The following is a 24,879-nucleotide window of genomic DNA, read 5'->3' on the forward strand; positions in this document are numbered from 1 at the left end:
ACATATGTCTCACGTTTATGTCCTCGTCGAGCACGAGGCAGGCGCTCTGAATCCCGTCACCGCCGAATTGATTACCGCCGCGCGGGTACTGGGCACGGTCTCAGCAGTCGTCGTCGGCAAGCAGGCCGATGAGTTCGATGCCGAGCTCGGTGCCTTGGGCGCTGCGCAGGTGGTGCAGGCCACCGCCGCCGACTACGAGCAGCGGCTTATTCTTCCGGAGGTTGACGCGCTGCATGCCCTCGGTGCGGCTAATCCCGCGCCGATCATCATGGCCGCCACCCCGACCAATAACGAAATCGCCGGGCGTCTTTCTGCTCGCCTGGCCTCCGGCGCCTTGGCAAACGTCGATGCCATCAATGCCAATGGCAGCGCACACTTGCGCATCTTCGGCGGATCCTATGAGGCAACAGCAACCGCGTCGGGTCCTGCGCCCATCTACACCTTGCGCGCGGGTGCAGTGGCGGCTCAACCACAGCCGGCAGCTGCAGCCGCCGCTCCGATGCCACTGCCTGCCGCAACATCCAAAGATGTCCAGGTGACTTCCTTTGAGCCTGCTCCCAAGTCGGCGCGCCCAGAGTTAAGCGCGGCCAAGGTAGTGGTTGCCGGCGGGCGCGGTGTGGGCGATGAGTTCGCGGCCATCGTCGAGCCGCTTGCCGACGTCCTTGGCGGCGCCATAGGTGCCACCCGTGACGCGGTGGATGAGGGCTTCTACGAGGCCTCGAGTCAGGTGGGGCAGACCGGTGTTACTGTTTCCCCGGATCTCTACATTGGCCTGGGTATTTCCGGAGCGATTCAGCATACTTCAGGCATGCAGACCTCCGGGACGATCGTGGTTATCAACCAAGACCAAGACGAGCCCTTCTTCAAGATCGCGGATCTTGGCGTTGTCGGGGACCTCCATGAGATTGTCCCTGCCCTGGTAGAACAGCTGGAATCGCGCAAGTAATGTCGCATTATTTTGACTACGCGGCGACTCAGCCCATGCGTCAGTGCGCCATCGACGCCTGGGTTTCTGCCGCCGCTAGTCTCAACCCCGGTGCGCAATACGCTTCGGGGCGCCGTGCGCGATCTGTACTCGACGAGGCCAGAGAGACCGTGGCCCGGCTCTTGGGCTGCGAGCCCATCGAGGTGATTTTCACCTCCTCAGGCACCGAGTCCGATAACATCGCGGTGCAGGGTCTGTACCGCGCGGGGAGCCACAAGCGCGTGGTGTCCACTCCTATCGAACACCCTGCGATTAAGGAGACCGTGAGCTACTTGGCCGCTCAAGGTGCCCAAGTAGATCTGCTAGACGTCGGGCGCGATGGGCGTATCCATGATCTCAGCGCCCTCGATTCACCGGCCGACGTCGCCACGTGCATGTGGGCCAACAACGAAACCGGCGTCATACAGCCTATCGATGAGTTCATTGCGCGGGCCAGCGCGGTCGACACCCCAGTCCACATCGATGCGGTGCAAGTAACGGGAAAGCTTGACTTTGACTTTGACTCCCTCGGCGCGGCTACCCTGGCGGCGAGCGCCCACAAGTTCGGTGGCCCTCGCGGCATAGGTCTCTTGCTGGCGCGACGCGCGCCTGCGCCCCAACCCATTGCCTTCGGTGGCGGGCAGGAGCGCGGTATCCGGCCTGGAACCGTAGATGTGGCGAGTGCGGCGGGACTGGCTGCTGCCTTGGACGAGTCTTTGCGTGAGTCTGCCGCAGAGTCCGTGCGCGTGGGAAAGCTGCGCGACAGACTGCGCGAAGGAATTCTGGCCTCGATCGACAACGTCCTGCTCAACTCCGTGGAGCCCTGTCTGCCCTCGCATCTGCACGTGTCTTTTCCCGGTACTGACGGTGACAGCCTCATCCTACTTTTGGATCAGCTCGGCATTGAGGCATCGACCGGTTCTGCCTGCCATGCGGGGGTAAACCGCATGTCTCACGTGCTTGAGGCGATGGGCATAACTGAGCACGATGGCCTGGGCTCTCTGCGCTTCAGCTTGGGGCGAGGTACCACCGAAGATGACATCGATTTCGTGCTTGCCCGTCTGCCTGAAGTCATCGACCGTGCTCGAAGTGTTTCGGCACTGGGTTAACAGCTTATTCTCAGGCGGAATTGATTAATAAGAGCCTATCCTTGATGAGTGAATTTCCTTTTTAACCTTCCGCTGGCTGATCCCGTCGACGGCGTTATCTTCTTCGCAATCCTCGGAATCATCGCGTTGGTTGTGGCTTGGCGTAAGAAAATCTGGCCCTTTGCGGTGGCCCTCCTCGTAGTTCTCATCACGTGGTTTTTCATGCGTACGTGGCAGGTGCCGCTCTACCTCTTCGCTGCCGGAATTGTTCCCGTTGCTGCTTTTTTGAGTAAGCCGCGGCGCATCATGATCAGCTTGGGCCTCGTGGCAGCGCTCGCGACAGCGGGTCTGGCAAATATGGAGTATCAAACCTATCCCAACATAGGTTCCCTTGATCCGCGTGAAGTGGCCAAGGATATGGACTACAAGGAGTTCTCCTCCCTCAAGTCCTCCGATCAAGCAGCGCTTGTACACGTGGATATTCCCGGCAAGAAGTCCGGCTTCCAAGCACGGCAGGCCATAGCCTACCTTCCCCCCGCTTATTGGAAGGGTGCAAAACTACCGGTTATGGTGCTTCTGCACGGAAACCCCGGAGGGCCAGACCAGTGGTTTGGCTCCGGCGAGGCCGCCGAGACTGCTGATCAGTTTCAGGCCACGAATGACGGCATGAGCCCCATCGTTATTGCGGTAGATGCCACTGGCTCCGAGACGGCAAACCCCATCTGTGCGGACTCGGACGTGGCAAAGGTGATGACCTATCTGGCCGAAGACGTGCCGGCGGGGATTAAGTCGAGTTTTCGAGTAGACAAGGACCAGAGCCACTGGACGGTCGCGGGGCTTTCCTACGGTGGTACGTGTGCCATGCAGATTGCCACCAACCATCCGGATGCCTTCGGCTCGGTCATCAATATCTCTGGCGAGGCCCAGCCGACCATCGGAGACCACGCAGCGACAGTTCAAAAGTTTTTCGGAGGAGATGAGACTCGCTACAACGCCCAAGACCCGGTCCATCTGCTTCAGAAGAACAAGTATCCTAACCTCGAGGCGGTTTTTATCGCCGGCGTTGATGATTCGGCGTCGGTTGCAGCTCTAAAGAACCAGAGCGAACTCGCGGCCAAGGCCGGAATTAAAAACTACTATGGAACGCGGCCTGGTGGGCACTCTTTCCAAGTGTGGCGCCCAGGCCTGCGGGAGGCCTTTGCCTGGGCGGCAGGGCGAGGCGGGATCGAAGTTAAAGTAGATCCTTTCGACGGAATTGAGGAGAAGGATGTCCGTTCTTAGAAGAACACCGGCGACGGCAATACTGATCGTCGCCATGTGGTTGTTCTTCTTCCTTGGCGGCGAATTGGTCTCAAAGTTTGGGCTCAGCGCTCCTTCAGTGGGCGGGCTTGTGGTCCTGACTCTCATGGCGCTGGGTCTTAGCGCACCCGCCGAGTATGTACTGCGCACCAAGAAATACGTCGTCGTGGGGCTGGCTTTTCAGATAATCTGTGCGCCCCTAGCACTCGTTACTGCCCGCGGAATTGAGATTTCCGGCCTGAACCAGTGGGGAGACGATCTTCTCCACAGCAACAATCTCACTCCCATGGGCTGGATTGCGGGTACTGCGGGATTTGCTTCTGCCTCCATGTCCCGGCTGTGGCGCCGCCGATTTAGGGTGGCTTTGCTGGCCTTAACTCTGACGTCGATGCTCTACTCGGGCTCGCTTTCCGACGTCCTCGGTGTCGTCGCCGCAGTAACCTCCATCGTCGCTGGCGTTCTTGTTCACTCGGAGCAGCGCACCAAGCCCTCAGTCAAAGAGCGGCGCACCCTCGTGGCCATCGTGGCTGGTGCGGTCGCACTGGGGCCGTTTCTCGTCGCCATCAACCCCTCGGCCGAAGGCCCGTTTTCTCAGATTACACAACTGATTTGGGCGCCGACGCTCTCCAACCTCGAGGTGGGAATGGCCTGCGGCCTTGATTCTGCTTCGGCCGCCTGCCTTGCCGCATCCGATCTGGCACGTATGCAGGGCATCGGCCCCGCTGTGGCAAACCTTATGCCGCTGGTTATTCAGCTGGTCCTGTGCTTTGGTCTTATCCGCGGCCGCCGCCTCGCATGGTGGTTGGCCAGCGCGCTGCAGATTTTCACAATGGCTCTGCTGGTTATTCAAGTCTGGGACTTTGACCGAGAGAATTTCTTCATCTACGGACTCAACCTCGTCGCGGTCCTGACTCCGTGGGCGTTTACTCTAGTAGTCCTGATTCTTACTCGCAGGCTTTTTAGCGTGAACGAGAATCGCGTAGTGCTGCGCAAGTACCTCGGTATCGCAGCCATCACTGGATTTGTTTGCGCTGCCGTGTGGTTCCTCGGTGCGGTGATTTTTCCTGACAGTTTCGTCGGGGGGACTTCGCCAAGCGCAGCGTTGCAAGAGCTTCCCTTGCGGTTTATGCCCACCGTCGTCGCTTTGATGCTGCCGCATGCGGTCCTTCCCAGCAGCTGGCTGAGCTGGCTCCTCTACGAATGGGTGGGCAACGTCTTTTGGACAGTGTGTGCTGTTTTGCTTTATCGTGCCTTTACCCGCCCTGCGGACCCAGTCCAGGAAGCCGATCGGCGGCGCGCGCGAGAGATCCTCGAGGCTACCTCTGGTGATCATCTCTCCTTCATGACCATTTGGCAGGGCAATCGTTACTTCTTCCACGAGGACTCTTACGTTGCATACCGGGTAGCCAATGGCATTGCGCTTACCTTGGGCGCTCCAGTTGGAAAAGACATTTCTCTGCAGTTCGAGGAATTTGCCCGTGAGCAGGGTTGGACCCCTGCGTGGTACTCGGTTTCTGCGGAATACGCGGATGCCCACCCGCAGCTCAAGCGCTTGGAAGTCGCGGAAGAAGCCGTCCTTAGCTGCGAGAACACCGAGTTCAAAGGCAAGAAGTTCCAAAACATTCGTACTGCTCGCAACAAGGCGAAGAAAGAAGGAATCGAGACCCACTGGACTGAGTGGGACGACCTCACCCGTTCGGTGGCCAGCAAGATTGAGGCCTTGTCAGAGGATTGGGTCTCCGAGAAAGCTCTTCCAGAGATGGGCTTTACTTTGGGCGGACTGACCGAGATGCAGGAACCTGGCACCAAGATTCTCTACGCCATCGATGAGCAGGGAAAGCTGCACGGTGTAACAAGCTGGATGCCCGTGCGTCGCTCCGGTGAGATCGTTGGATACACCCTCGATGTCATGCGCCGCGAAGATGACGCATTTAAGGGCGTGATGGAGTTTCTCCTCTCCGAGGCATTGCTCATTGCCGCGTCCGAGGGAAAGCAATGGATCTCCCTTTCCGGTGCTCCCTTGGCAGGGGAGCACGAAGACCCCAAGCTTCTCGACGCAGCTTTGACTCGCGTGGGCTCAGAAATCGAGCCTCTCTATGGCTTCCGTTCCTTGGCCGCCAGCAAGCGCAAGTTCCAGCCAGAGGAGGTCCCTTGGTACTTGTGCTATGAGGATGAACTATCACTGCCTTCCATCGGTTTGTCGGTCCTGCATGCTTATCTGCCTACCTTGCGCGCAAGCGATGCCCTGTCTGTGGTCAAGACGTGGAGTGAGTCTCGCAAGAGCTAGTCTTTCTTAGCATCGTCGTGCGCGTTGTCGCGGCGCCGAGTTATGGCCTGCCCGACGCTTTGGACCCAGTTCTTGGCTTTCGGTGCTAAAGGGCCGGTTGCTTCGTCGTACTCCCAGCGCCCGTTCTCAAAAAGCCACACGATGTCACCCGTGAAGGGGTCCATAATACAGAACGCGCGCCCATCAGTCTTGATGTTGTGGTGATGCTGGCACAAACTAGCCAGATTGCTTGCGGCGGTGGGGCCACCTGCGGCGAAGTCGATGCGATGGTCTTTTTGGCATTGGTGCGCCTGGCGGCTGCATCCTGGCCAGCGGCAGGTTCCGTCGCGGCCCTCGACGAAAGCTCCGATGTGCGCCGGGGTGGAGTAGCTCTTGCTGGTGGCTGTGGCCGCAGCGTCTATATCCCGGGTGGACGTGGCACAGTACTGATCTGCCACATCTGGGTAAATCCAGCCAGCAGCCTTGACAAAGGCAGGCGCGTTATGCACGTCCGAGGCTCGGTAGACGTGGAGCTTCACGTTCGCCGCGCCTGCTGCTTCTCCTTTGATAAGGCGCGCCAGGGCCTCAGCAGGGGAAACGTCTAGATTTTCTGCAGTCTGCCTGATGTGCTCGTCAAGGATAAGGGCGGTGGCGGAATCGTACTCGGCGCTGAGGCAAGAGCGCGTGCTAGAGAGTGCGAATACGTGATAAGTGTCCTCTGGCTCAGTGGAATCCTGGGTGCTTAGGCTTTCATCTTCTTGGGCGATGAGGGCGTTGATTTTATTGCGAATGGCTCGTGCGGAAGGAAGGTGCTGGCAAGGCCTACTGGCCGTCAGGTAACGGGCTATTTCAGCATCGATCCGCTCGAGGGCTTCTGTGGCGTCATTTCCAAGCTTGCACAAGGTGGCATCGATGGCTGCCGAATTGGTAGCCGTCGTTGACGGCATTGTAGTTAAACAAGTTTTCTCCCCCGAGAAAGCTGACCGTGGGACATGGGCCATATATAGAACACATGTTTGAGAAGCGCTATCCCCACCTTAACCCCCGGGTTCTCGCTGCGCAAGGGAAGGATTTGGGATTGGGGTGGCGTCGTAAAGCGAAGTGGCGGGAGATGAAGAAATTAACTACAGATGCGCGTGTTGCCAATGTGACTCGAGTTATTTGAGTGTTACACTCTCGCGCATGAGTTCAAGTAGGGCACTTAAATCTGTCATCATCGCGTTCATGACCGCGGTTGCGATTGTTTGCGGCAACATGAGCGTTGCGCAGGCGATCGAGCCTTCGTCACCACGAGGAATCGACGTGGCAAGTCACCAGCACCCAGGCGGAGCTCCCATCAACTGGGGCAACGCCAAGGGGGACGGCCAATCCTTTGCCTTCGTAAAGGCCACTGAAGGCACTGACTATGTCAACGATTACTTCGTGCAAGACACCCTAGGGGCCGCAGCAGCGGGGCTGAAGGTCGGCGCCTATCACTACGCCCGTCCAAAGATGTCTGCTAAAACGCAGGCTGCACATTTTGCATCCCAGCTGGCCCTAGTCCCAGGGCAGACTCTTCCTCCAGTGCTCGACATCGAGGTCGCGGAAGGAAAGAGCGCTGCCCAGCTCGAGAGCTGGATCCAGGAGTTCACCAGCGAACTCAAGCGCCTTAGTGGCCGCACCCCGATGATCTATACCTATAAGTTCTTCTGGCAGGGTGAGATGAACAACTCCCAGAAGTTCTCGGACATGCCGCTGTGGCTCGCCGCCTACCAGGCGCAAGCCCCGGGCCCTGTGGGTGCCTGGGATCAGCTTTCCTTCTGGCAGCGCACCGGAAGCGGGCGCGTCAACGGCGTCGCCGGGGACGTGGACCTCAACCTCTTCAACGGCACTCAGGCCCAGTTGAACTCCTTCAGTGGCGGCAACAACGTCAACTTGGGCGCCGTCCTCACCGAGCTTGTCGACGCCGACCTGCCGGACCTTAGCTCCGATAGCACCCCGTTGATCGCGGCCATCCTTGCCCTAGCAGCCGGTATCATTGCCGGGCCGCAGCTCATCGAAACCGCAGAGGATTCCGGCCTGCCTGCTGACTCCGCGCAGAAGTTCGCGGCCTTCATCGAAGCGCTGCAGAATGCTGGTGCCCTGCCGACCTCGGAGCTCACGGACATGGCCGCAGGAGACTATACGGTGGGTGACCTCACTATCCTGCTTGATAACGCGGCACACATCAGTGACATTGGCCCCAAGGAAATCGACGCAGCCGCTAATGCAGCGCGCGGCACGGGCGTAGAAGTGCCCGAGTTCGACGCCAATGCGGTAGCCGGAATCCTTAATCGTGTAATGCGGGAGAACCAGTAGAAAGCTTAAGTGCCCAAGCTTCATCTCGGTATTGGGCAGGTACCGCCCCGCCCAGCAGAACCTTTGCCAGTTGCGCAGCTCCCACGGAGCCCGCAGCTGGCATTGTGCTATCTGTGCCCACGAGGATGATATTTCCGTAACGCCTGCCCTTAAACATCGCCGGATCTGCAATGGCTGCGACGTGAGAGAATACTTCCCGCATTCCGGCAAGCTCCGCCTTGGCAACGCTGAGGTCAGGATGGTCGCCGCAGTTGGCAACGTACAACCCACCAGGCGCAAGTGAGCGATGCGCCGCCTGAAAGAACTCCACCGTGGTCAGCGGGCGCGGAGTCGTGGCACCTGCGAAGACATCTCGGATGATGACATCTCTGCTCGACGGCGGGAAACCTTCAGTTGCGGCGCGGGCCTCGGCAGCGCGAATCTTCAAGGCTGGTGCGCGGGGGAGATCAAAAAGGGTGCGTACTAGCTCGGCGAGTTTGGGATCCAACTCGATCACCGTCTGCCGGGACTGCGGCCACTCGGAGGCGAAGTAGCGCGCGAGGGTGCATCCCGCGCCACCCAGGTGAGTCATGCGCAGCGATTGCGGCGCCACGGGAAGCAGCGCCTCGACGGCAGCTGCAATCCAGCGCATGTACTCAAACTCGAGCTCGCGCGGTTCATCCATGACGATGTGGCTGCTGGGAACCCCATTGACGTTGAGGATATAGGAATTGTCGCGGTACTCGTCCGCGATAACTTCGGCTGTCCCCGTCGAAATCTCATACGTGCCGATGCGAGGGTCGTCCTGTGAATTGCGCTTTCTTCCCATGCGCATAACTCTAGGGAATGGTAGTGGCGCTTTCGGCGTTGGGGCTTAGGAGTAAGACTCATGGGCACATAGAGGGTAGACTCATGCGCCGAGAAAGAAGAGGTGGAGTAAATGCGAGTACTGGTCGCTATGAGCGGTGGCGTCGATTCCTCAGTGGCCGCAGCCCGGGCGGTCGAGGCCGGGCACGAGGTCATCGGGGTTCACTTGGCTCTGCACAAGGATGCGCAGCAAACGCGGGAGAAGGCTCGTGGTTGTTGTTCGCTCGAGGACTCTGCGGATGCCCGCCGCATTTGCGACAAGCTCGGTATCCCTTTCTATGTGTGGGACTTTTCTGAGCAGTTCAAGGAGGCCGTCATCGGGGACTTCGTCGATTCTTATGCTCGTGGCGAGACTCCCAACCCGTGCCTGCGCTGCAACGAGAAGATCAAGTTCCGCGCACTGCTGCAGAAGGGAATGGCGCTTGGCTTTGATGCCGTTGCCACCGGCCACTACGCCACCATTGATTCCGAAGGCTACATGCGCCGTTCCCTCGACGAGAACAAGGATCAGTCCTATGTCTTGGGCGTCATTAGCGCCGAGGAACTGCGCCATTGCTTCTTTCCCATCGGGGATACCCCGAAGCCGCAAATCCGGGAGGAGGCTGCCCGCCATGGATTCTCCACGGCTAAGAAGCCTGACTCTTATGACATCTGCTTTATCCCAGACGGCAACACCCAGGCTTTCTTGGGCTCACGCATTGGGCTGCGTCCCGGAATGATCGTTGATCAAGACGGCCACGAGCTCAAGGAGCACGATGGCGCGTGGAACTACACCATTGGCCAGCGCAAGGGACTCGATATCAAGGCCCCAGCCAGCGATGGTCGTCCGCGCTACGTTACCGATATCGACGCCGCTAGCGGCACAGTCACCGTCGGGGCGCGCGAAGATCTCGCGGTGACCTTCATCGAAGCCGACCGCCTCAAGTTCTTGCACCCAGCAATGGACGGTGAGTTTAGCTGCGAGGTGCAGGTGCGCGCGCACGGGTCGGTGGTGGCCTGCCGCGCCCGCGTCGACCGCGACAATGACACTGTGTCCTTGGAGCTGGAAGGCCCCCTGTCCGGTGTTGCCCGTGGCCAGGCCGCGGTGCTGTATCTGCCCAGCGACGATGCGCTTGGCGACGTCGTCTTAGGCTCAGGCACCATTTGCGCTACGCGCTAGGCGGTGCGTCCGTCCTTTCTCCTCAACTAGGGAGCACTATTGAAATACGCAATTGGAGATCAGCTGGTCTAGGGCTCGAATGTCAATCTTCGGGCCGATGTTGATCTTGAAATGCCCGGCCCGCGTCCACAGCTCGAGTTCGGCGTTGATGTCGAGCATCTTTCCGGCATTTTCAGTAGACCACATGTTGATCGAGGAGTAGGGGATAGAGTACATCTCGACCTTTTTACCGGTGAGGCCCTGGGAGTCGCGGATGATCAGCCTATAGTTTGTAAAAACGGCGGCATCACGAATTGTCTTGAAAGCGCACGAAGGCTGTTCGTTGACCGCCAACACGCTCTGGATATCATCTGGAATGGGGCATGGCTGGTAGAAGGTCCAGCCTTCGAACTTTTCGAGTGCCATAGGATCAGCTTTCTATAAGAGAGGGAGTAAAGTACCTCCGAGGATCTTAGTTCTAAAGGGGTGGAGACATGACTGGTTTTGGACTGGGAGTTTTGCCAGGGACCTCGATGCAGGAGGCGGCTGAGATAGTCATGGGGGAGTCCGGAGTATTGCCATGCCTCCCGCAGCTTCCTCAGCGTGGATTAGGCTCAGATGCGGTGGGCAGGACTGCCGGATTGCTCGAGGCCGTCAATGTGGACCGCGGGCCCAGATCGTGGCAGTTGACCCCACGGCCGCAGCTTTTGACGCGGCGCACGTGGGACCGGATGGAACGCGATCTTGATGAGATCCAAGAATCTTGGGGAGAGAGTGTTCCCCAGGTGAAGACCCAGATAGTCGGTCCGTTTTCTTTAGCTGCGGCGGTGGAGCTTCCCAATGGGCACCGCGTCTTAACTGACCCAGGAGCATTTCGAGACCTCAATGAGGCGCTGCACCTTGGGCTGGAAGAACACGTTGCTGAGCTCAAGCGGCGTTTTCATGGCGAGGTCAAGGTGCAATTGGACGAGCCGCTGTTGGGGAGAGTTCTCTTTGGCCGGCTAAGGGGGACTACTGACTTTGAGACAATCCGCGCGGTCCCGCGAGAGGTCACTTTCGAAATTCTTGCCGCCTATAAAGCGGATTTCCTGCGTCTGGAGACACCCCTATGGGAGATAGCCACAGCCGCTGCAACCGTGTTGGTGGACTTTGCCGGGTTAGGGAGCAACGAGAACTTAGAAGGACTGGGCACGCACCTTGAGGCGGGCAGGAGGGTCGGGCTGGGGCTTACTCCCGGGGATCCCCGCGCCAGCGCCATCGAGATAGCGCGTCACCTGGACCATCTGGGGCTCTCACGTGACTATCTCACCACTGACGTCGATGTATTTCCCACTCAGGTGCGTGATGCGCCGCGCGACCTAGCCTTTGCTACCCGCTTGGCGGAGATACTCGAGAGGGATGCGGGAGATCTCTAGCCGAGCATTGGCCACGCGGTAGAGACATCGGAGGCATCGCGGCCTTTGCCTTCGAGATACTTCTTAAAACTCACGCGGTCCTTGTACCATTCGACTGCCTGGAACTCCATGAGGGCATCGGTGTCCATCTGTGCGAGCTGCGGGAAACGCTGGCGCACCTGCTTCCACGCAACGCGGGCAGCGGCGAGCGCATCCGCCGTGGCCTCGTGCGCGTTTCCCAGCTCTACGCCATAATACTTGGATACCTCGGTCAGGGTGCGCTTGCCGCGACGCGTTTTATCCATGACCCGATCGATGACGAAGGGATCAAAGACGGGCCCGGTGACCGTGAAGTCTCCCGTTAGTGCGCGTAACACAGAAAGATCATAGGCGGCGTTGTAGACGATGAGCGTCAGGCCATCTTTCCAGCCCTGCTTGATGGCTTGGACGGTATCCGCCAGAACTTCCGCATGGGGGCGTCCCTGCGCTCGTGCCTGCTCGGTGCTGATGCCGTGAATCTTGGAGGCTGCCTCGGGGATCTCAATCCCTGGGTCCGCGAGCATCTCCCGCTTGTCTACCTCGTGGCCGTCAATGCGCACGAGCGCCGAGGTGACGATGTGGGCTTCGCGCGGATTGACGGAGGTGGTTTCGAGGTCGAAGGAGAGCATGCGGGAGGCGTCAAAGATCATGGCACTTACCTTAGTCTGCCCGGCAGACACGGGTGAGAACGCGTGTGTCAGCGAAACGATTAAGATGGGCAGCCGTGACTAATCCAGTAGATCTGCAACGCCAATGGTCCGAGCTAGCCCAGGAGGTTCGCCGCCACCGCGAGCTGTACTACAAGGGCGAGCCTTCGATTCCGGACGCCGACTTTGATGAGCTCTATCAGCGCCTAGTGCGCCTAGAAGCCGAGCACCCCGAGCTGGCCGTGCCTGATTCTCCCACCCAGGAGGTCGGAGCGGCATCTCCCTTTGCGGATGTGCAGCACTTGGAGCGGATGACCAGTCTAGATAACGTCTTTAGCGCGGGCGAGATGCAGGATTGGCTGGATAGAACCCCGGCTTCGACGTACCTGACCGAGCTGAAGATAGATGGGCTTTCCATCGACTTGGTCTATCGCAACGGGCGCCTGACATCTGCGGCCACGCGTGGAGACGGACGAGTGGGGGAAGACATCACGAATAATGCGCGCGTCATCCCTGATATTCCACATTCGCTCAGCACAAATGAGGAGTTTCCCCTTCCCGCGCTCGTAGAGATTCGCGGGGAGGTCTACATGCGCCCTAGTGATTTCGAGGAGATTAACCAACAGCGCCTAGCGGATGGCAAGCCGGCCTTTGCTAATCCTCGCAACGCGGCTGCGGGCGGATTACGTATGAAGGATCCCGCGGAGGTCAAGAAGCGTCGACTGCAGATGGTCTGCCACGGCATCGGCGCACGCGAAGGCTTTAGCCCAGCCACGCAGCACGAGGCTTATCGCGCTATGGCTGCGTGGGGGCTACCCGTCTCGCCTTATACCAAGCAGGTGCATTCCTCCCGCGAGGTCCAAGAGCAGGTGTCGTATTGGGCCGACCACCGCCATGATGCAATTTTCGAGATGGATGGCCTCGTGGTCAAGGTTGACGATATTCGCGAGCAACGCGCCCTAGGAACGACCTCCCGCGCGCCGCGCTGGGCCATTGCCTATAAGTATCCGCCGGAGGAAGTCACCACCACGTTGCTCAACATTGAGGTGGGGGTTGGACGTACTGGCCGGGTGACTCCTTTTGCGATCATGGAACCGGTTTTCGTCTCCGGCTCTACTGTCTCGCTGGCTACATTGCACAATCAGGCAGAGGTTAAACGCAAGGGCGTGCGTATTGGGGATACCGTTATCATCCGTAAGGCGGGGGAGATCATCCCGGAAGTACTGGGTCCCGTTCTAGAAAAGCGAGACGGCACAGAGAAGGAATGGACTTTCCCGGAGAAGTGCCCTTCCTGCGGCGCCAAGTTGGCGCCACAACGTGATGGTGACGCCGATTGGCGTTGCCCCAATACCCGCAGTTGCCCAGCGCAATTAGCTGCGCGTTTGGAGTACCTTGCCTCGCGCAAGGGGATGGACATAGAGGCACTGGGAGAAAAGGCCGCCACCGATCTCATCACCAGCGGCGTTCTGCACGATGAAGGAGACCTTTTCGACCTCGATGAGGAAAAGCTGCTCAAATCCGCCGCGTATACAACCAAGGCGGGAAATCTCAATGCCCAGGGAAAGAAGCTCCTGGAAAACCTCGGGACCGCGCGGCATGCGGATTTTTGGCGGGTGTTGGTCTCCTTGTCCATCCGCCACGTCGGCCCCATTGCCGCACGTGCCCTAGCCACGCGCTATGGATCGATGGAGGCCTTGCGCGCTGCTCCGGTGGAGGACCTAGCGGAGACCGACGGAGTTGGCGGCATCATTGCGGCTTCGTTCAAGGAGTGGTTCGACGTCGATTGGCACCGCGAGATCGTGCGCAAGTGGGCCGAGGCCGGCGTGACCATGGAGGTCGAGGATACCGATAAGCCGGAGCAGACTCTAGATGGATTGACCATCGTGGTCACGGGTACTTTGGAGAACTTCTCCCGCGATTCAGCCAAGGAGGCGATTCTTTCCCGCGGGGGCAAGGCTTCGGGTTCGGTGTCGAAGAAAACGGACTACGTCGTCGTGGGTGAGAACGCCGGCTCTAAGGCTGATAAGGCCCGTGAGTTGGGTGTGGCGGTGCTCGACGAGCCTGGGTTTGAAAGGCTGCTCGAGGACGGAGTGGCTTAGGCTGGCAGTATGAAGATAGCGGCATTCGATATGGACGGCACCATCTACTTCGATGGAAAGATTCCGGAGGAGATAGCGCAGTCTATTGCGCGCTGGCGAGCGGAGGGCAATATCGCCATCGCCGCAACCGGCAAGTCCATTCATTCTGCCCGCACTTCGCTCGATCCCTTCGGCGTGACCATGGATTATGGAGTGCTCTATAACGGCACCGTGGTCACCGATTCCGCATTTGAGGTCCTCTACGAGGAACATCTTCCCCAGGATGCGGTGGCAGCCATCGCGCGGCACTTGGAGGGAATTGATGGTCTCAATCTTTATTGCACCATGCTCGAAGGCGCGGACGGGCTGGTGTGCCGCGGCGTTTCCGGGCCCACCAATCACATCATCAGCAACCCTCGCCCCATGGGGTGGCAGCAATTGATGCACGAGCAGGTTGTTCTGCTCACTGCCTGGGCGCCGGATCGCAGGGATCTACAGCGCGAGGTTGACGAGTGGGTCACGGCGCACTTCGACCTGGAAACCTCCCACAACGTGGGCTTTTACGACATCATGCCGCCTGGGCATAACAAGGGCTGGGGGATTTCCTGGCTGCTCAAGCACCTGGGAATTGAACGTGATGCGGTGGAGCTTTATACCTTTGGGGATAGTTTCAACGACCTGCCCATGCACGCGCTTGCCGACGTCTCTTTTTCCTTCCCCTGGGCTCCCGCGCCCGTGCGCGAGCAGGTCACCCATGTGGTTCTCGGGGTGGCCCAGGCCCTGGAGGAGTTGTGAATCCGCTACTTCTTTCCGTTACTTCTTGAGGACAGCTCCCAGAATGGTGCCCAAGTTTCCGAGATGCTCTACCTCGGAGGCGAGGTAGTCGGGCCCGCCGGTGCGGCCGATGACGATAACTAGGCCGGTATCGCCCAAAGGCGCGGCTGCGAGCGCGGAGTCGAGCAGGGACCAGCGCTCAGGAACCCAGGACTCAACGTCGGCGCTGAGAGTGCGTGCCGTATCGACCTGGATGTCAGCCGGTACCGTGCCATCATCCTCAGGAGCGGCGATAGAGGAGGCCACGCGGTGGATGGGCTCGTTGTTGTCTATGACGATTGCCCAGCTAGAGGTCAACGCCTTCGGTATGGCCGCTACTAATTCCTCCATAGCTGCTTGCACGCTATAAGCCTTGGCGGCGACCTTGGCTAAAAGATGTATCTGGCCACGCCTGTCCACGCGGCCACTAAAGGGGCGAATCGAGTCGACCTCTACGCCTTCCACCGTTGACGCGGCGGTGATAAGGGCATCCGCCATCGTGGTAGCTGGAAGCTCGACCACGATATCGTCCATGACGGTGCCGTCCGGAAAAGTCTCCACTATATCGACGGATTGGATATTTCCTTCTAATTCTCCAATAGCCTCGGCTAGATTACCGAGGCTGCCAGGCGAATCGGGCAAAAGGACACGAATCAGAAATGACATATGAGGGTTAACTTTCTTTGTAGGAATAGTTTGGCCCATGTTACCTGTGCCGGATTAAAGGCCTCAACCAATCGCGGGCAGGGGCCGGGCGCAGACAGGGTAGTAAGAGTGCAGTAACATGGTCCGGTAGCAATTGACATGGTATGCGTCGCCGCCGGGTTTTCCGTGACGGCGCCACTGTAATGCAGAGAACAAAGGATGGAGTACGCGTGTCTGAGATTTCGCGTGATGAGGTCGCCCACCTCGCCAAGCTATCGCGCCTGGCGTTGAGCGAGGAGGAATTGGCGCAGTTCGCCAAGCAGATCGATGAGATTGTTGGGGCCGTCTCGGCCGTCCGCAACGTTGACGCTGAAGGCGTGGAGCCCATGAGCCACCCGCATTCAATTCAAGCGCCTATGCGCGAGGACAAGATCGTCCGCACGCTAAACGCGGAGCAGGCTTTGGATCAAGCACCCGCCGTCCAAGATGGTCGTTTCGCGGTGTCGCAGATCCTGGGAGGAGAATAAAATGTCTAGTTGTCTAGCCCCGTCCGAGGGACTGCTTTCTTATACCGCAGCCGAGCTTGCGGAAAAGATTCACTCGCGCGAGCTGACCTCCCGCGAGGTTACCCAGGCTTTCCTAGACCGTATCGCGGAGACTGACGGCGAACTCAATGCCTTCCTCCACGTCGGGGCCGAGGAAGCTTTAGCCACCGCTGATGCCGTAGATAGCGCACTCGACGCGGGGGAGGCCCCTGCTTCTGCACTGGCCGGCGTCCCGCTGGCCCTCAAGGACTTGCTGGTCACCGTCGATGCTCCTACTACTGCAGCCTCCAAGATGTTGGAGGGCTATCGCTCTCCTTATGACGCAACCGTGACAAAGAAGCTGCGCGCGGCAGGCATCCCCATTTTGGGCAAGACCAACTTGGACGAGTTCGCCATGGGCTCATCGAGTGAGAACTCGGCTTTTGGCGCGGTGCACAACCCTTATGACACCACCCGTACGCCTGGTGGCTCCGGTGGTGGCACGGCTGCAGCGCTGGCCGCTGGCCAGGCTCCTTTGGGAATAGGCACCGATACTGGTGGATCTATCCGCCAGCCGGCCGCGCTGACGAATACGGTCGGTGTTAAGCCCACGTATGGCACGGTATCCCGTTATGGCCTCATCGCTGCAGCATCTTCCCTGGATCAGGCGGGCCCCTGCGCGCGTACCGTACTCGATACCGCCCTTTTGCACGAGGTTATTGCTGGACACGATGCTTTCGACGCAACCTCCGTCGACAAGCCCGTGGCCCCCGTAGTTGCAGCAGCGCGCGAGGGCGCGAACGGAGACCTCAGCGGCGTCAAAATTGGTCTCATCAAGCAATTCGAGCGTGATGGTTGGCAGCCCGGCGTCATGGAGGCCTACCACGCCGCGGTTGAGCAGCTGGTTTCCCAAGGCGCGGAGACCGTAGAGGTTGATTGCCCGCACTTCGACGCGGCGCTGTCGGCCTACTACCTCATCATGCCTTGTGAGGTCTCCTCCAACCTTGCCCGCTTCGACGGCATGCGTTATGGCCTGCGCGCGGGCGATGATGGAACCCACTCTGCGGAACAGGTTATGTCGCTCTCTCGCGCCCAAGGCTTCGGCTCCGAGGTCAAGCGGCGCATCATGCTGGGCACCTATGCACTTTCTGTGGGTTATTACGATGCCTACTATCTGCAGGCACAGCGTGTGCGTACTTTGATTTCGCGTGACTTTGCGCGCGCCTTCGACAAGGTCGATGTCCTCGTTTCCCCGACCACCCCGACCACAGCCTTCAAGCTGGGGGACAAGGTCGAGGACCCGATGGAGATGTACAACTTCGACCTGTGCACCCTGCCGCTGAACCTTGCCGGTCTGTGCGGTATGTCGGTTCCCTCGGGTCTGGCCTCTGACACTGGCCTGCCCACCGGTCTGCAAATCATGGCTCCGGCCTTTGCGGACGATCGCCTCTACAAGGTCGGCGCGGCCTATGAGTCTGGACGCAAGTAGACTGGCGTAAATAGCCCATCGCCCCCAGTAAGGAGTCACCGTGAATAATAATCCAGGACAGACCCCGGACATCGATGACTTCTTGCGGGGTTTTAGTGAAGGCTACCAGCAGGGCTTTGCCCAGGGCTTTAGCCAGGGTTTTAGCGCCGGCTTCTCCGCAGAGCAGCCGCGCAATCAAGCCCAGCTCCCGCACATGCCGTCAGTTCCCGCTTCTTTGCCTGTTTCCTCTGCCATGGGATTCAAAGGTGTCGAGGCCACCGTGGTGTCTAAGGAAGTTCTTTCTCCCAGCATGGTGCGCCTGCGCGTTTCGGCGCCCTCTTTGCGCGGAACGCGCCTAGCGCACACAGATTCTCGCATCAAGATTGTGTTGGCTCCGCCGGGGGCGCAGTACACGTGGCCTTTCGATCGATCTGAGCTCAAACGGACGCAGCCAAAGCATCTTATGCCGGTGTCTCGTACCTATACCGTGCGGAGTCTCGATGCGGAGACAGGTGAGATGGATATCGATTTCTTCATTCACGGTACGGCCGGGGTGGCTGGTCCGTGGGCGAGCAACGTCGAGCCCGGTGAGAAGTTTGGGTTCTATGGTCCGAAGGGAAAGTGGCGCCCCGATCCTTATGTACAGCGCTGCGTATTTGTTGGGGATGAGTCGGCCGCACCGGCCATTGCAGCAGGCCTCGAGGCGCTGCCGGAGAAAGTAGCGGCAACGGTGTTCCTTGAAGTGGAGCGCCCCGGTCATGAGCTTTCCCTCCCGCCCAACGCACAGGTGCATTGGGTTTATCGGGAGGATCGGCGGCCGGGGATGGCACTGGCGGACGCCGCGGTGCGTTACACGCCGAGCGAATCCTCCTGCCAGTGGTTCGTGCGTGGCGAGTCACGCATGGCCCGCCTCCTGCGGGAGGAATTGCTTAAAGTACGGCGCCTAGACAAGAAACAGGTCTCCTGCGCCGGATACTGGAAGTCCAAGTAATTTAAGTACCCCTTCAATCGCTACGCTAAGAGCGCGTAGGTTGAGGGGGGCTTCGAGGGGTGGGAGATTTACTTGGAGTCGGAGAGCGCGTAAGCGGCACCGGCTGCGGCTGCAGTAACTGTGAGCACGGAGGGCCATGCGCCGATCTTCTTTGCGAGCGGGTGGGAGGCTCCAAATCCACCTAGGTAAAGAGAGCTGAGGGCGGCAGTGGTGGCAACGTTGGTCTTGGCCACCCAAGAGCGCCCGGCCCACACGCCGGCTGCTGCGAGAATGACGCCGCCCAGTGGCCGGATTCCGGTTTCCTTTGCTGTGACCCAGCCGCCGATTAGGCCCAAGGCAACGGTGGTGGCGGTGGATACTTCTAGTGGTTTCTTAATGCTGATCATTGACATGGAACCCGATTGTAGGCTCAAAGCCGGCTTGGTGGACTAAGCGGTGGACGCAGTAGCTAGACTTCCACGCATGACCGTGTTGCCTCCCGTGCCCCCGAATGCCCTGCCCTCGCAACGCGATGCCTGGAAGGCTATGTTTGCCCTCTCTGTCGGCTTCTTTGTCTCTTTGTTGGACCAGACGATGGTGGCGGTGGCGCTTAGTGGCATCCAGCATGACTTGGGTGCGAGCATCAACCAAGTCATGTGGGTATCGGCCGTCTATCTGCTCGCGGTGGTGGTTCCGCTGTTGTTTACGGGGCGGCTCGGAGATATCTATGGCCAGCGGACCGTGTTCCGCATCGGCATCACGCTCTTTGGCATTGGCGCTGTGGCCTGTGCGCTCGCCCCTAACATTGAGTTCCTCATCGTGGCTCGAGTGGTCCAAGGGCTCGGAGCCTCTATTCAGATGCCGCAGACGATGTCCGTTATCAACCGAGTATTTGCCCGCGAAAGGCGCGGACGTGCTTTGGGCGTGTGGGGAATTGTGGGCTCTGTCGCTACGCTGACGGGCCCGTTGTTAGGCGGTTTCCTCGTCAGTGTATTTGGCTGGCAGTCCGTATTTTGGGTTCATGTGCCTTTCGCCTTTTTGGCCGTCGTGTTGGTCACTGTGTGGGTTCCCGCCTTGCCCACCACGGCACGGCAAGTAGATTACGTCTCGGTCGGGGTTTCGCTTTTGGCTCTTGGAGCCTTGGTGTTTGGAATTCAACAGGGCCCTGAGGTGGGCTGGACGTGGAAGATTTGGCTGCTGCTGGCGGCAGGTGCAGTCTTTGTGGGCTTGTTTGTCTGGTTACAATCGACGGCGCCTCGACGCGGCACTCAGGCTCTAGTTCCGGTTCAGCTTTTTGGGGATCGCAATTACTCTGCGGGCTCTATAGCCATCGTCGCGATGGGATTCATGGCGGCATCAATGATGCTGCCGCTGATGTTTTGGCTCCAGGACTTTAAGGGCTTGAATGCGGGAGAGGCTGGCGCTTTGGTAGCGCCCATGGCTGTGGTCTCCATGGTTCTCTCTCCTGCCGCAGGCGCGCTGGCGGATAAGCTTGCGCCGCGAATCCTTGCTATCTCCGGGTTCAGCACCCTCATCGTGGCTCTGGCTGCTGCCGCATTCATCATGGGCGCGGATCTTTCTGCATTATGGTTGCTCATCCCGGTGGTACTGCTGGGAGTCGGCCAATCCTTCGTGTGGGGGAGTAATGCTGCGACGACGATGCGTGATGTCCCGCCGCGCTTAATGGGAGCTGCTTCTGGTGTTTATAACACCTCCCGCCAGCTCGGTTCGGTCCTAGGCGTGGCCGTGGCATCGGCGGCGATGCAGATGGCGCAGGGCGCCTTGGGGCTCGTGCACGCGGTGTTTGTCATCGTCGTTGCGCTGCTAGGAGGCCTAGTTGCCTCGCTCTTCTTCCGCGACACTCTGCATAGCAACACGTAGCGAGGTAAGTTGGAGGGCATGCGCCTTGCTGTACTTACCTCCGGCGGCGATTGCCCCGGACTCAATGCCGTTATCCGCGCGGTCGTTCGCACCGCTTCCAACGAGTTCGGTGACACCGTCGTCGGTTATGAGGATGGATGGGTCGGTCTCATGGAGGACCGCCGTCGCGACCTTTATGATGATGCCGAGATTGACCGCATCCTCCTACGCGGTGGCACGATCTTGGGCACTGGCCGTCTTCACCCAGATAAGTTCAAGGCCGGCCTCGATCAGATCAAGGCCAACTTGGCGGACGCCAAGGTTGATGCGCTTGTTGCCATCGGTGGAGAAGGCACCCTGAAGGGAGCGAAGTGGCTCTCCGATAACGGCATTCCGGTGGTTGGTGTGCCTAAGACCATTGATAATGACGTTAATGCCACGGATTACACTTTCGGTTTTGATACTGCGGTCTCCGTAGCCACTGATGCTATCGACCGCCTACACACCACCGCGGAATCTCATAACCGCATCCTCATCGTGGAGGTTATGGGCCGCCACGTCGGATGGATCGCGCTGCACGCTGGTATGGCAGGGGGAGCGCACTATACCGTCATCCCCGAGGAGCCATTTGATATCGCCGAGATCTGCAAGGCCATGGAACGCCGCTTTCAAATGGGAGAGAAGTACGGCATCATCTGCGTAGCCGAGGGTGCCATGCCCAAGGAAGGCACCATGGACTACTCGGAAGGTGGCGTCGACCAGTTCGGGCATCAGACTTTCAGTGGAATCGGCCACGTCATCGCGAATGAGATCAAGGGTCGCACCGGCTATGACGTGCGCACCACCGTCCTTGGGCACATCCAGCGCGGAGGTACGCCCACCGCCTATGACCGCGTTTTGGCCACCCGTTACGGCGTACACGCCGCTCGCGCCGCGCACGATAATCGCTCCGGCATGTGCGTGGCTTTGCACGGCGAGAATATTGAGCTTGTGCCACTCGAGGAAGCAGTAGGCGAGCTCAAGGTCGTTCCTCATCGCCGCTATGCCACAGCCCGCGCACTCTTTGGCTAAATTTCCGCAGTTCAAGCCCAGGATATGTTCAGCGCTGGAATCTCCGCGTTGACAAACCAGCCCGTCTCCGAAATGGAGGCGGGTTTCTCGTTTTCTGAGAAGGCTAGGGTGTCACCATCCTTAAAGGAGGCGCCTTGCAGTACGTGGTCGGCGATATTGACCAGCCGATAATAAAGCTCAGTGGGGTCCGCGTGTGAATCAGCAATCTCCAGCTCGGGGTGTCCGGCGCTGGTCAGTCCGTAGGTAAAGGCATGCAGGCCATCCTTGTCTGGAAAGACCCATACAGTCGCCGCGGACATGGATAATACATCGCGAGAGATGGCCTCGAAGAAAGGCTCGGGAAACACCGTGGTATTTGCGTTCATCAGGTGCACGGCCCGCGCCTGGGGAGCACGTAGTAATGCCGTAGTGGCCCTGAGCAATAACCGAATCTGGTGCAGGCGGGGTTCACGGAACTGCTGCGCCTTATCAAAGATATCGCCACCTTCCACCACACCGATGAGAATATGTGCGCCAACGTCATTCAAGTCGTGGGGATTTCCGCTGAGCACAGGGTGAAAAGAATACTCTGCCTGCGCGCTAGGCTTCGCCGCGATACCACGCACGGCAAGGTGCACATCCTCGAACTCGTAGCCTTGTTCGAGTTTATGCAGACCCGTCCCAAACTCAGCGCTCAGCAAAGTGCTGAGCTCCTCCGAGGTAGGCAACGATGAGAAGAGGACGGAGTTGAGCAAGGGGGCTTCGACAAGCGGGGCAGCAACGGAATGGGGCGTAGTCATGACTGCCAGCCTAGGGCGTGTGAACACCTGCGGCATAGCGAGGTATTAAGATGGCACGCATGACTGCTGCGATGTATGACCTCATGGACTTTGATGAAGTCCTCGAAACCTTTGATCCGGTGATGGGCCTGGAGGTCCACGTCGAGCTCAATACCCAGACCAAGATGTTCTCCTCCTCGGCGACGAACTTCTCTGCAGCCCCCAACTCCAACGTTGACCCAGTCTCGCTGGGCCTGCCCGGCGCGCTGCCTGTGGTCAACGCCAAGGGCGTAGAGGGCGCCATCAAGATTGGCCTGGCGCTCAATTGCTCGATTGCGGAGTCCTCGCGTTTCGCACGTAAGAACTACTTTTACCCAGATCAGCCCAAGAACTACCAGATCTCGCAGTATGACGAGCCCATTGCCTACAACGGATACCTGGATGTTGTTCTCGAGGATGGAACGAAGTGGCGCGTGGAGATCGAGCGCGCACACATGGAAGAAGATACTGGCAAGCTCACCCACCTCGGTGGCGTCGGCGGACGTATCGAAGGCGCAACCACCTCCCTGGTGGATTTCAACCGCGCCGGGATTCCCCTCATCGAGATTGTTACCAAGCCCATCATCGGTGCGGGTGCCCGTGCCCCGGAGGTGGCGAAAGCCTACGTGGGAGCCTTGCGTGAGCTGGTAGCAGCACTCGGTGTGTCCGATGCCCGTATGGATCAGGGATCGATGCGCGTTGACTCGAACCTTTCCCTGCGCCCCATCGGCCAAGAGGAGTTTGGCACGAGGACGGAGACGAAGAACATTAACTCTTTGCGCTCGGTTGAGCAGGCCGTGCGCTTTGAAATGCAGCGCCAGGCCCGCGTCTTGGAGGATGGCGGCAGCATCGAGCAAGAGACTCGTCATTATCAAGAGACCAATGGAACCACCTCCAAGGGTCGTCCGAAGGAAACGGCGGATGATTACCGCTACTTCAACGATCCGGACTTGCCGCCGGTTATCGCCCCGCGCGAGTGGGTCGAGGAAATTCGCCAGACCCTACCGGAGATGCCGTGGATTCGCCGCGCGCGCATCCAGCAGGAGTGGGACATCAAGGATGAGGAGATGCGTGACCTTGTCAACGCCGGCGCGCTTGACCTCATCATTGCCACGGTCGAGGCAGGCGCGCAGCCCTCTGAGGCGCGTTCCTGGTGGGTATCCTACCTAGCCGGCAAGGCCAACGAGGCCGGTGTCGAGTTGGTTGCTCTGCCTATTACCCCGCAGCAGGTGGTACGCGTCATCGGGCTCATCAAGGAGGGCAAGCTCACCACCAAGCTGGCGCGCAAGGCTGTTGACGGCGTGCTCGCTGGCGAGGGTGACATCGATGAGGTGGTAAAGGCGCGCGGCTTGGAGGTCGTTCGTGATGACGGTGCTATCGAAAAGGCCGTCGATGAGGCCCTGGCTGCTAATCCCGACATCGTGGAGAAGTACCGCGCCGGAAACAAGAAGGTAACAGGTGCAATCGTGGGAGCCGTGATGAAGGCTACCCGCGGCAAGGCGGACCCCGCGCAGGTCAACAAGCTCATCGCCGCAAAGTTGAACTAAGCCAGGTACCATGGTCGCCCATGGGAATTAAGACTAAAGCACTACAGAAAACCGCCCCGCAGGAGCCCTTCCGCGTGGTGGAGATCGAAAGGCGTGACCTGCGCGCCGATGATGTCCTCATCGACATCAAAGCCGCAGGCATCTGCCACTCTGATATCCACACCATCCGCAACGAGTGGGGCGAGGCTCACTTCCCACTGACCGTCGGACACGAGATCGCCGGAGTTGTCTCAGCAGTAGGCGATGAAGTGACCAAGTTCCAGGTGGGTGACCGCGTGGGCGTGGGCTGCATGGTCAACTCCTGTGGCGAATGCGAGCAGTGCCTCCAAGGCATGGAGCAAGACTGCCTGCGGGGTAATGTGGGCACCTACAACAGCACTGATGTTGATAGCACCATCACGCAAGGAGGCTACGCGCAGAAGATCGTGGTCAACGAGCATTTCGTCCTGAACATTCCGGAGGGAATCGACCTCGATGAGGCAGCGCCGCTGCTCTGCGCCGGAATCACCACCTATTCTCCGCTGGCGCGCTGGAACGTTCAGGCGGGGCAGAAGGTGGCTATCGTCGGGCTCGGCGGGCTCGGGCACATGGGCGTGCAGATCGCTGCGGCCAAGGGCGCGGAGGTCACTGTCATCTCGCGCAGCCGCCGCAAGGAAGAGGACGCGAAGAAGCTGGGAGCGGTACGCACGCTGGCTACGGGGGAGGACCCGGACTTCTTCAAGAACCACCGCGGTGAGTTCGATTTCATCCTTTCAACCATCTCTGCGCATTACGATCTCGATGCCTATCTTGGTTTGCTTAAGCCGCGCGGCACGATGTCTATTGTTGGACTGCCTCCGGAGGCACTCGCTGTCCGGGCTGGCAGCCTTATCGGCGGCGGTAAGGTGCTTACGGGCAATAACATCGGCAGCATCACAGAGACCCAGCAGATGCTCGATTTCTGCGCCGAGCATGGATTCGGCGCTGTCATCGAGAAGATAGATATCAATGAGGTGGATGACGCCTATGACCGTGTTGTTGCTGGTGATGTACGGTTCCGCTTCGTTATTGACACGGACACCTTTTAGGGGCTCTGTGCCAAAAGCCGC

At 59.3% G+C, this 24,879-nt stretch carries 23 protein-coding genes; 16 read left to right on the plus strand and 7 right to left on the minus strand.

Annotated features, from left to right (window positions below):
• Positions 1-4 precede the first annotated feature (4 nt).
• Genes F4V60_RS05115 through F4V60_RS05130 form a run of 4 tightly spaced genes read left to right on the plus strand, consistent with a single transcriptional unit; the run spans position 5 to position 5,638 of the window.
• The gene (locus F4V60_RS05115) at positions 5-946 is read left to right on the plus strand and encodes an electron transfer flavoprotein subunit alpha/FixB family protein (protein WP_075729640.1); all 942 of its coding nucleotides are present in this window, start codon (positions 5-7) and stop codon (positions 944-946) included.
• Positions 946-2,073 carry a cysteine desulfurase family protein gene (locus F4V60_RS05120; RefSeq protein ID WP_075729641.1) on the plus strand — a complete coding sequence of 376 codons (1,128 nt, stop codon included), beginning with the start codon at positions 946-948 and terminating at the stop codon, positions 2,071-2,073. The genes F4V60_RS05115 and F4V60_RS05120 overlap by 1 nt, the downstream gene beginning before the upstream one ends.
• A 48-nt stretch (positions 2,074-2,121) precedes the next feature.
• Positions 2,122-3,333: an alpha/beta hydrolase gene (locus F4V60_RS05125; RefSeq protein WP_075729642.1), complete on the plus strand. Its 1,212-nt coding sequence runs from the start codon at positions 2,122-2,124 to the stop codon at positions 3,331-3,333.
• Positions 3,320-5,638: a bifunctional lysylphosphatidylglycerol flippase/synthetase MprF gene (locus tag F4V60_RS05130; RefSeq protein ID WP_075729643.1), complete on the plus strand. Its 2,319-nt coding sequence runs from the start codon at positions 3,320-3,322 to the stop codon at positions 5,636-5,638. The genes F4V60_RS05125 and F4V60_RS05130 overlap by 14 nt, the downstream gene beginning before the upstream one ends.
• Here the strand turns inward: F4V60_RS05130 and F4V60_RS05135 are convergent.
• On the minus strand, positions 5,635-6,564 hold the full coding sequence (locus F4V60_RS05135; protein ID WP_075729644.1) for an HNH endonuclease signature motif containing protein: 930 nt from the start codon (positions 6,562-6,564) through the stop codon (positions 5,635-5,637). The two genes, F4V60_RS05130 and F4V60_RS05135, sit on opposite strands and share 4 nt — an antisense overlap.
• A gap of 235 nt (positions 6,565-6,799) precedes the next feature.
• On the opposite strand from F4V60_RS05135, the gene F4V60_RS05140 reads away from it, so the two are divergent.
• The gene (locus tag F4V60_RS05140) at positions 6,800-7,954 is read left to right on the plus strand and encodes a glycoside hydrolase family 25 protein (RefSeq protein ID WP_075729645.1); all 1,155 of its coding nucleotides are present in this window, start codon (positions 6,800-6,802) and stop codon (positions 7,952-7,954) included.
• On the opposite strand, the gene F4V60_RS05145 is transcribed toward F4V60_RS05140, so the two are convergent.
• A complete protein-coding gene (locus F4V60_RS05145) occupies positions 7,926-8,762 on the minus strand; it encodes a spermidine synthase (RefSeq protein WP_075731081.1) in 837 nt (278 codons plus the stop codon). The genes F4V60_RS05140 and F4V60_RS05145 overlap by 29 nt on opposite strands.
• 111 nt (positions 8,763-8,873) lie before the next feature.
• Here F4V60_RS05145 and mnmA point away from each other — a divergent pair, with 111 nt between their 5' ends.
• Positions 8,874-9,959 (plus strand): tRNA 2-thiouridine(34) synthase MnmA, encoded by a 1,086-nt coding sequence (gene mnmA, locus F4V60_RS05150; RefSeq protein WP_075729646.1) that lies wholly within the window; start codon positions 8,874-8,876, stop codon positions 9,957-9,959.
• Positions 9,960-9,995: 36 nt separating this feature from the next.
• On the opposite strand, the gene F4V60_RS05155 is transcribed toward mnmA, so the two are convergent.
• Positions 9,996-10,364 carry a PH domain-containing protein gene (locus F4V60_RS05155; RefSeq protein WP_075729647.1) on the minus strand — a complete coding sequence of 123 codons (369 nt, stop codon included), beginning with the start codon at positions 10,362-10,364 and terminating at the stop codon, positions 9,996-9,998.
• A gap of 68 nt (positions 10,365-10,432) precedes the next feature.
• Here F4V60_RS05155 and F4V60_RS05160 point away from each other — a divergent pair, with 68 nt between their 5' ends.
• Positions 10,433-11,353, plus strand: a complete 921-nt coding sequence (locus F4V60_RS05160; protein WP_075729648.1) for a uroporphyrinogen decarboxylase/cobalamine-independent methonine synthase family protein — start codon at positions 10,433-10,435, stop codon at positions 11,351-11,353.
• On the opposite strand, the gene F4V60_RS05165 is transcribed toward F4V60_RS05160, so the two are convergent.
• Positions 11,350-12,021, minus strand: coding sequence for a 3'-5' exonuclease (locus tag F4V60_RS05165; RefSeq protein ID WP_075729649.1), 672 nt, complete (start codon positions 12,019-12,021; stop codon positions 11,350-11,352). The genes F4V60_RS05160 and F4V60_RS05165 overlap by 4 nt on opposite strands.
• 74 nt (positions 12,022-12,095) lie before the next feature.
• Here F4V60_RS05165 and ligA point away from each other — a divergent pair, with 74 nt between their 5' ends.
• Together ligA and F4V60_RS05175 are read left to right on the plus strand one after the other, a co-directional pair.
• Entirely contained in the window at positions 12,096-14,117 is a 2,022-nt protein-coding gene (gene ligA, locus F4V60_RS05170) for an NAD-dependent DNA ligase LigA (protein ID WP_075729650.1), read from the plus strand.
• Positions 14,118-14,126: 9 nt separating this feature from the next.
• A complete protein-coding gene (locus F4V60_RS05175; protein WP_075729651.1) occupies positions 14,127-14,891 on the plus strand; it encodes an HAD family hydrolase in 765 nt (254 codons plus the stop codon).
• 18 nt (positions 14,892-14,909) lie between these two features.
• On the opposite strand, the gene F4V60_RS05180 is transcribed toward F4V60_RS05175, so the two are convergent.
• Complete coding sequence (locus F4V60_RS05180; protein WP_075729652.1) at positions 14,910-15,575, minus strand: ACT domain-containing protein; 666 nt, start codon at positions 15,573-15,575, stop codon at positions 14,910-14,912.
• 182 nt (positions 15,576-15,757) lie between these two features.
• Between F4V60_RS05180 and gatC the strand changes: the two genes are divergently transcribed.
• Genes gatC through F4V60_RS05195 form a run of 3 tightly spaced genes read left to right on the plus strand, consistent with a single transcriptional unit; the run spans position 15,758 to position 18,537 of the window.
• Entirely contained in the window at positions 15,758-16,081 is a 324-nt protein-coding gene (gatC, locus tag F4V60_RS05185; protein ID WP_376752345.1) for an Asp-tRNA(Asn)/Glu-tRNA(Gln) amidotransferase subunit GatC, read from the plus strand.
• A 1-nt stretch (position 16,082) separates the two neighbouring features.
• The gene (gatA, locus tag F4V60_RS05190) at positions 16,083-17,567 is read left to right on the plus strand and encodes an Asp-tRNA(Asn)/Glu-tRNA(Gln) amidotransferase subunit GatA (protein WP_075729654.1); all 1,485 of its coding nucleotides are present in this window, start codon (positions 16,083-16,085) and stop codon (positions 17,565-17,567) included.
• A 40-nt stretch (positions 17,568-17,607) separates the two neighbouring features.
• Positions 17,608-18,537, plus strand: coding sequence for a siderophore-interacting protein (locus F4V60_RS05195; RefSeq protein ID WP_075729655.1), 930 nt, complete (start codon positions 17,608-17,610; stop codon positions 18,535-18,537).
• A gap of 68 nt (positions 18,538-18,605) precedes the next feature.
• Here the strand turns inward: F4V60_RS05195 and F4V60_RS05200 are convergent, their stop codons facing one another.
• Positions 18,606-18,929 carry a hypothetical protein gene (locus tag F4V60_RS05200; protein ID WP_075729656.1) on the minus strand — a complete coding sequence of 108 codons (324 nt, stop codon included), beginning with the start codon at positions 18,927-18,929 and terminating at the stop codon, positions 18,606-18,608.
• A 70-nt stretch (positions 18,930-18,999) separates the two neighbouring features.
• On the opposite strand from F4V60_RS05200, the gene F4V60_RS05205 reads away from it, so the two are divergent.
• Both F4V60_RS05205 and F4V60_RS05210 read left to right on the plus strand, forming a co-directional pair.
• A complete protein-coding gene (locus F4V60_RS05205; protein WP_075729657.1) occupies positions 19,000-20,397 on the plus strand; it encodes an MFS transporter in 1,398 nt (465 codons plus the stop codon).
• An 18-nt stretch (positions 20,398-20,415) separates the two neighbouring features.
• Positions 20,416-21,447, plus strand: a complete 1,032-nt coding sequence (locus tag F4V60_RS05210; protein WP_075729658.1) for an ATP-dependent 6-phosphofructokinase — start codon at positions 20,416-20,418, stop codon at positions 21,445-21,447.
• Positions 21,448-21,458: 11 nt separating this feature from the next.
• On the opposite strand, the gene F4V60_RS05215 is transcribed toward F4V60_RS05210, so the two are convergent.
• On the minus strand, positions 21,459-22,226 hold the full coding sequence (locus F4V60_RS05215; protein ID WP_075729659.1) for a DUF4261 domain-containing protein: 768 nt from the start codon (positions 22,224-22,226) through the stop codon (positions 21,459-21,461).
• Positions 22,227-22,285: 59 nt separating this feature from the next.
• On the opposite strand from F4V60_RS05215, the gene gatB reads away from it, so the two are divergent.
• Positions 22,286-23,791: an Asp-tRNA(Asn)/Glu-tRNA(Gln) amidotransferase subunit GatB gene (gene gatB, locus F4V60_RS05220; protein WP_075729660.1), complete on the plus strand. Its 1,506-nt coding sequence runs from the start codon at positions 22,286-22,288 to the stop codon at positions 23,789-23,791.
• Between the two features lie 20 nt (positions 23,792-23,811).
• The gene (locus F4V60_RS05225) at positions 23,812-24,858 is read left to right on the plus strand and encodes an NAD(P)-dependent alcohol dehydrogenase (RefSeq protein ID WP_075729661.1); all 1,047 of its coding nucleotides are present in this window, start codon (positions 23,812-23,814) and stop codon (positions 24,856-24,858) included.
• Positions 24,859-24,879: the final 21 nt, after the last annotated feature.

Source organism: Corynebacterium flavescens (assembly GCF_008693105.1).
GTDB lineage: Bacteria > Actinomycetota > Actinomycetes > Mycobacteriales > Mycobacteriaceae > Corynebacterium > Corynebacterium flavescens.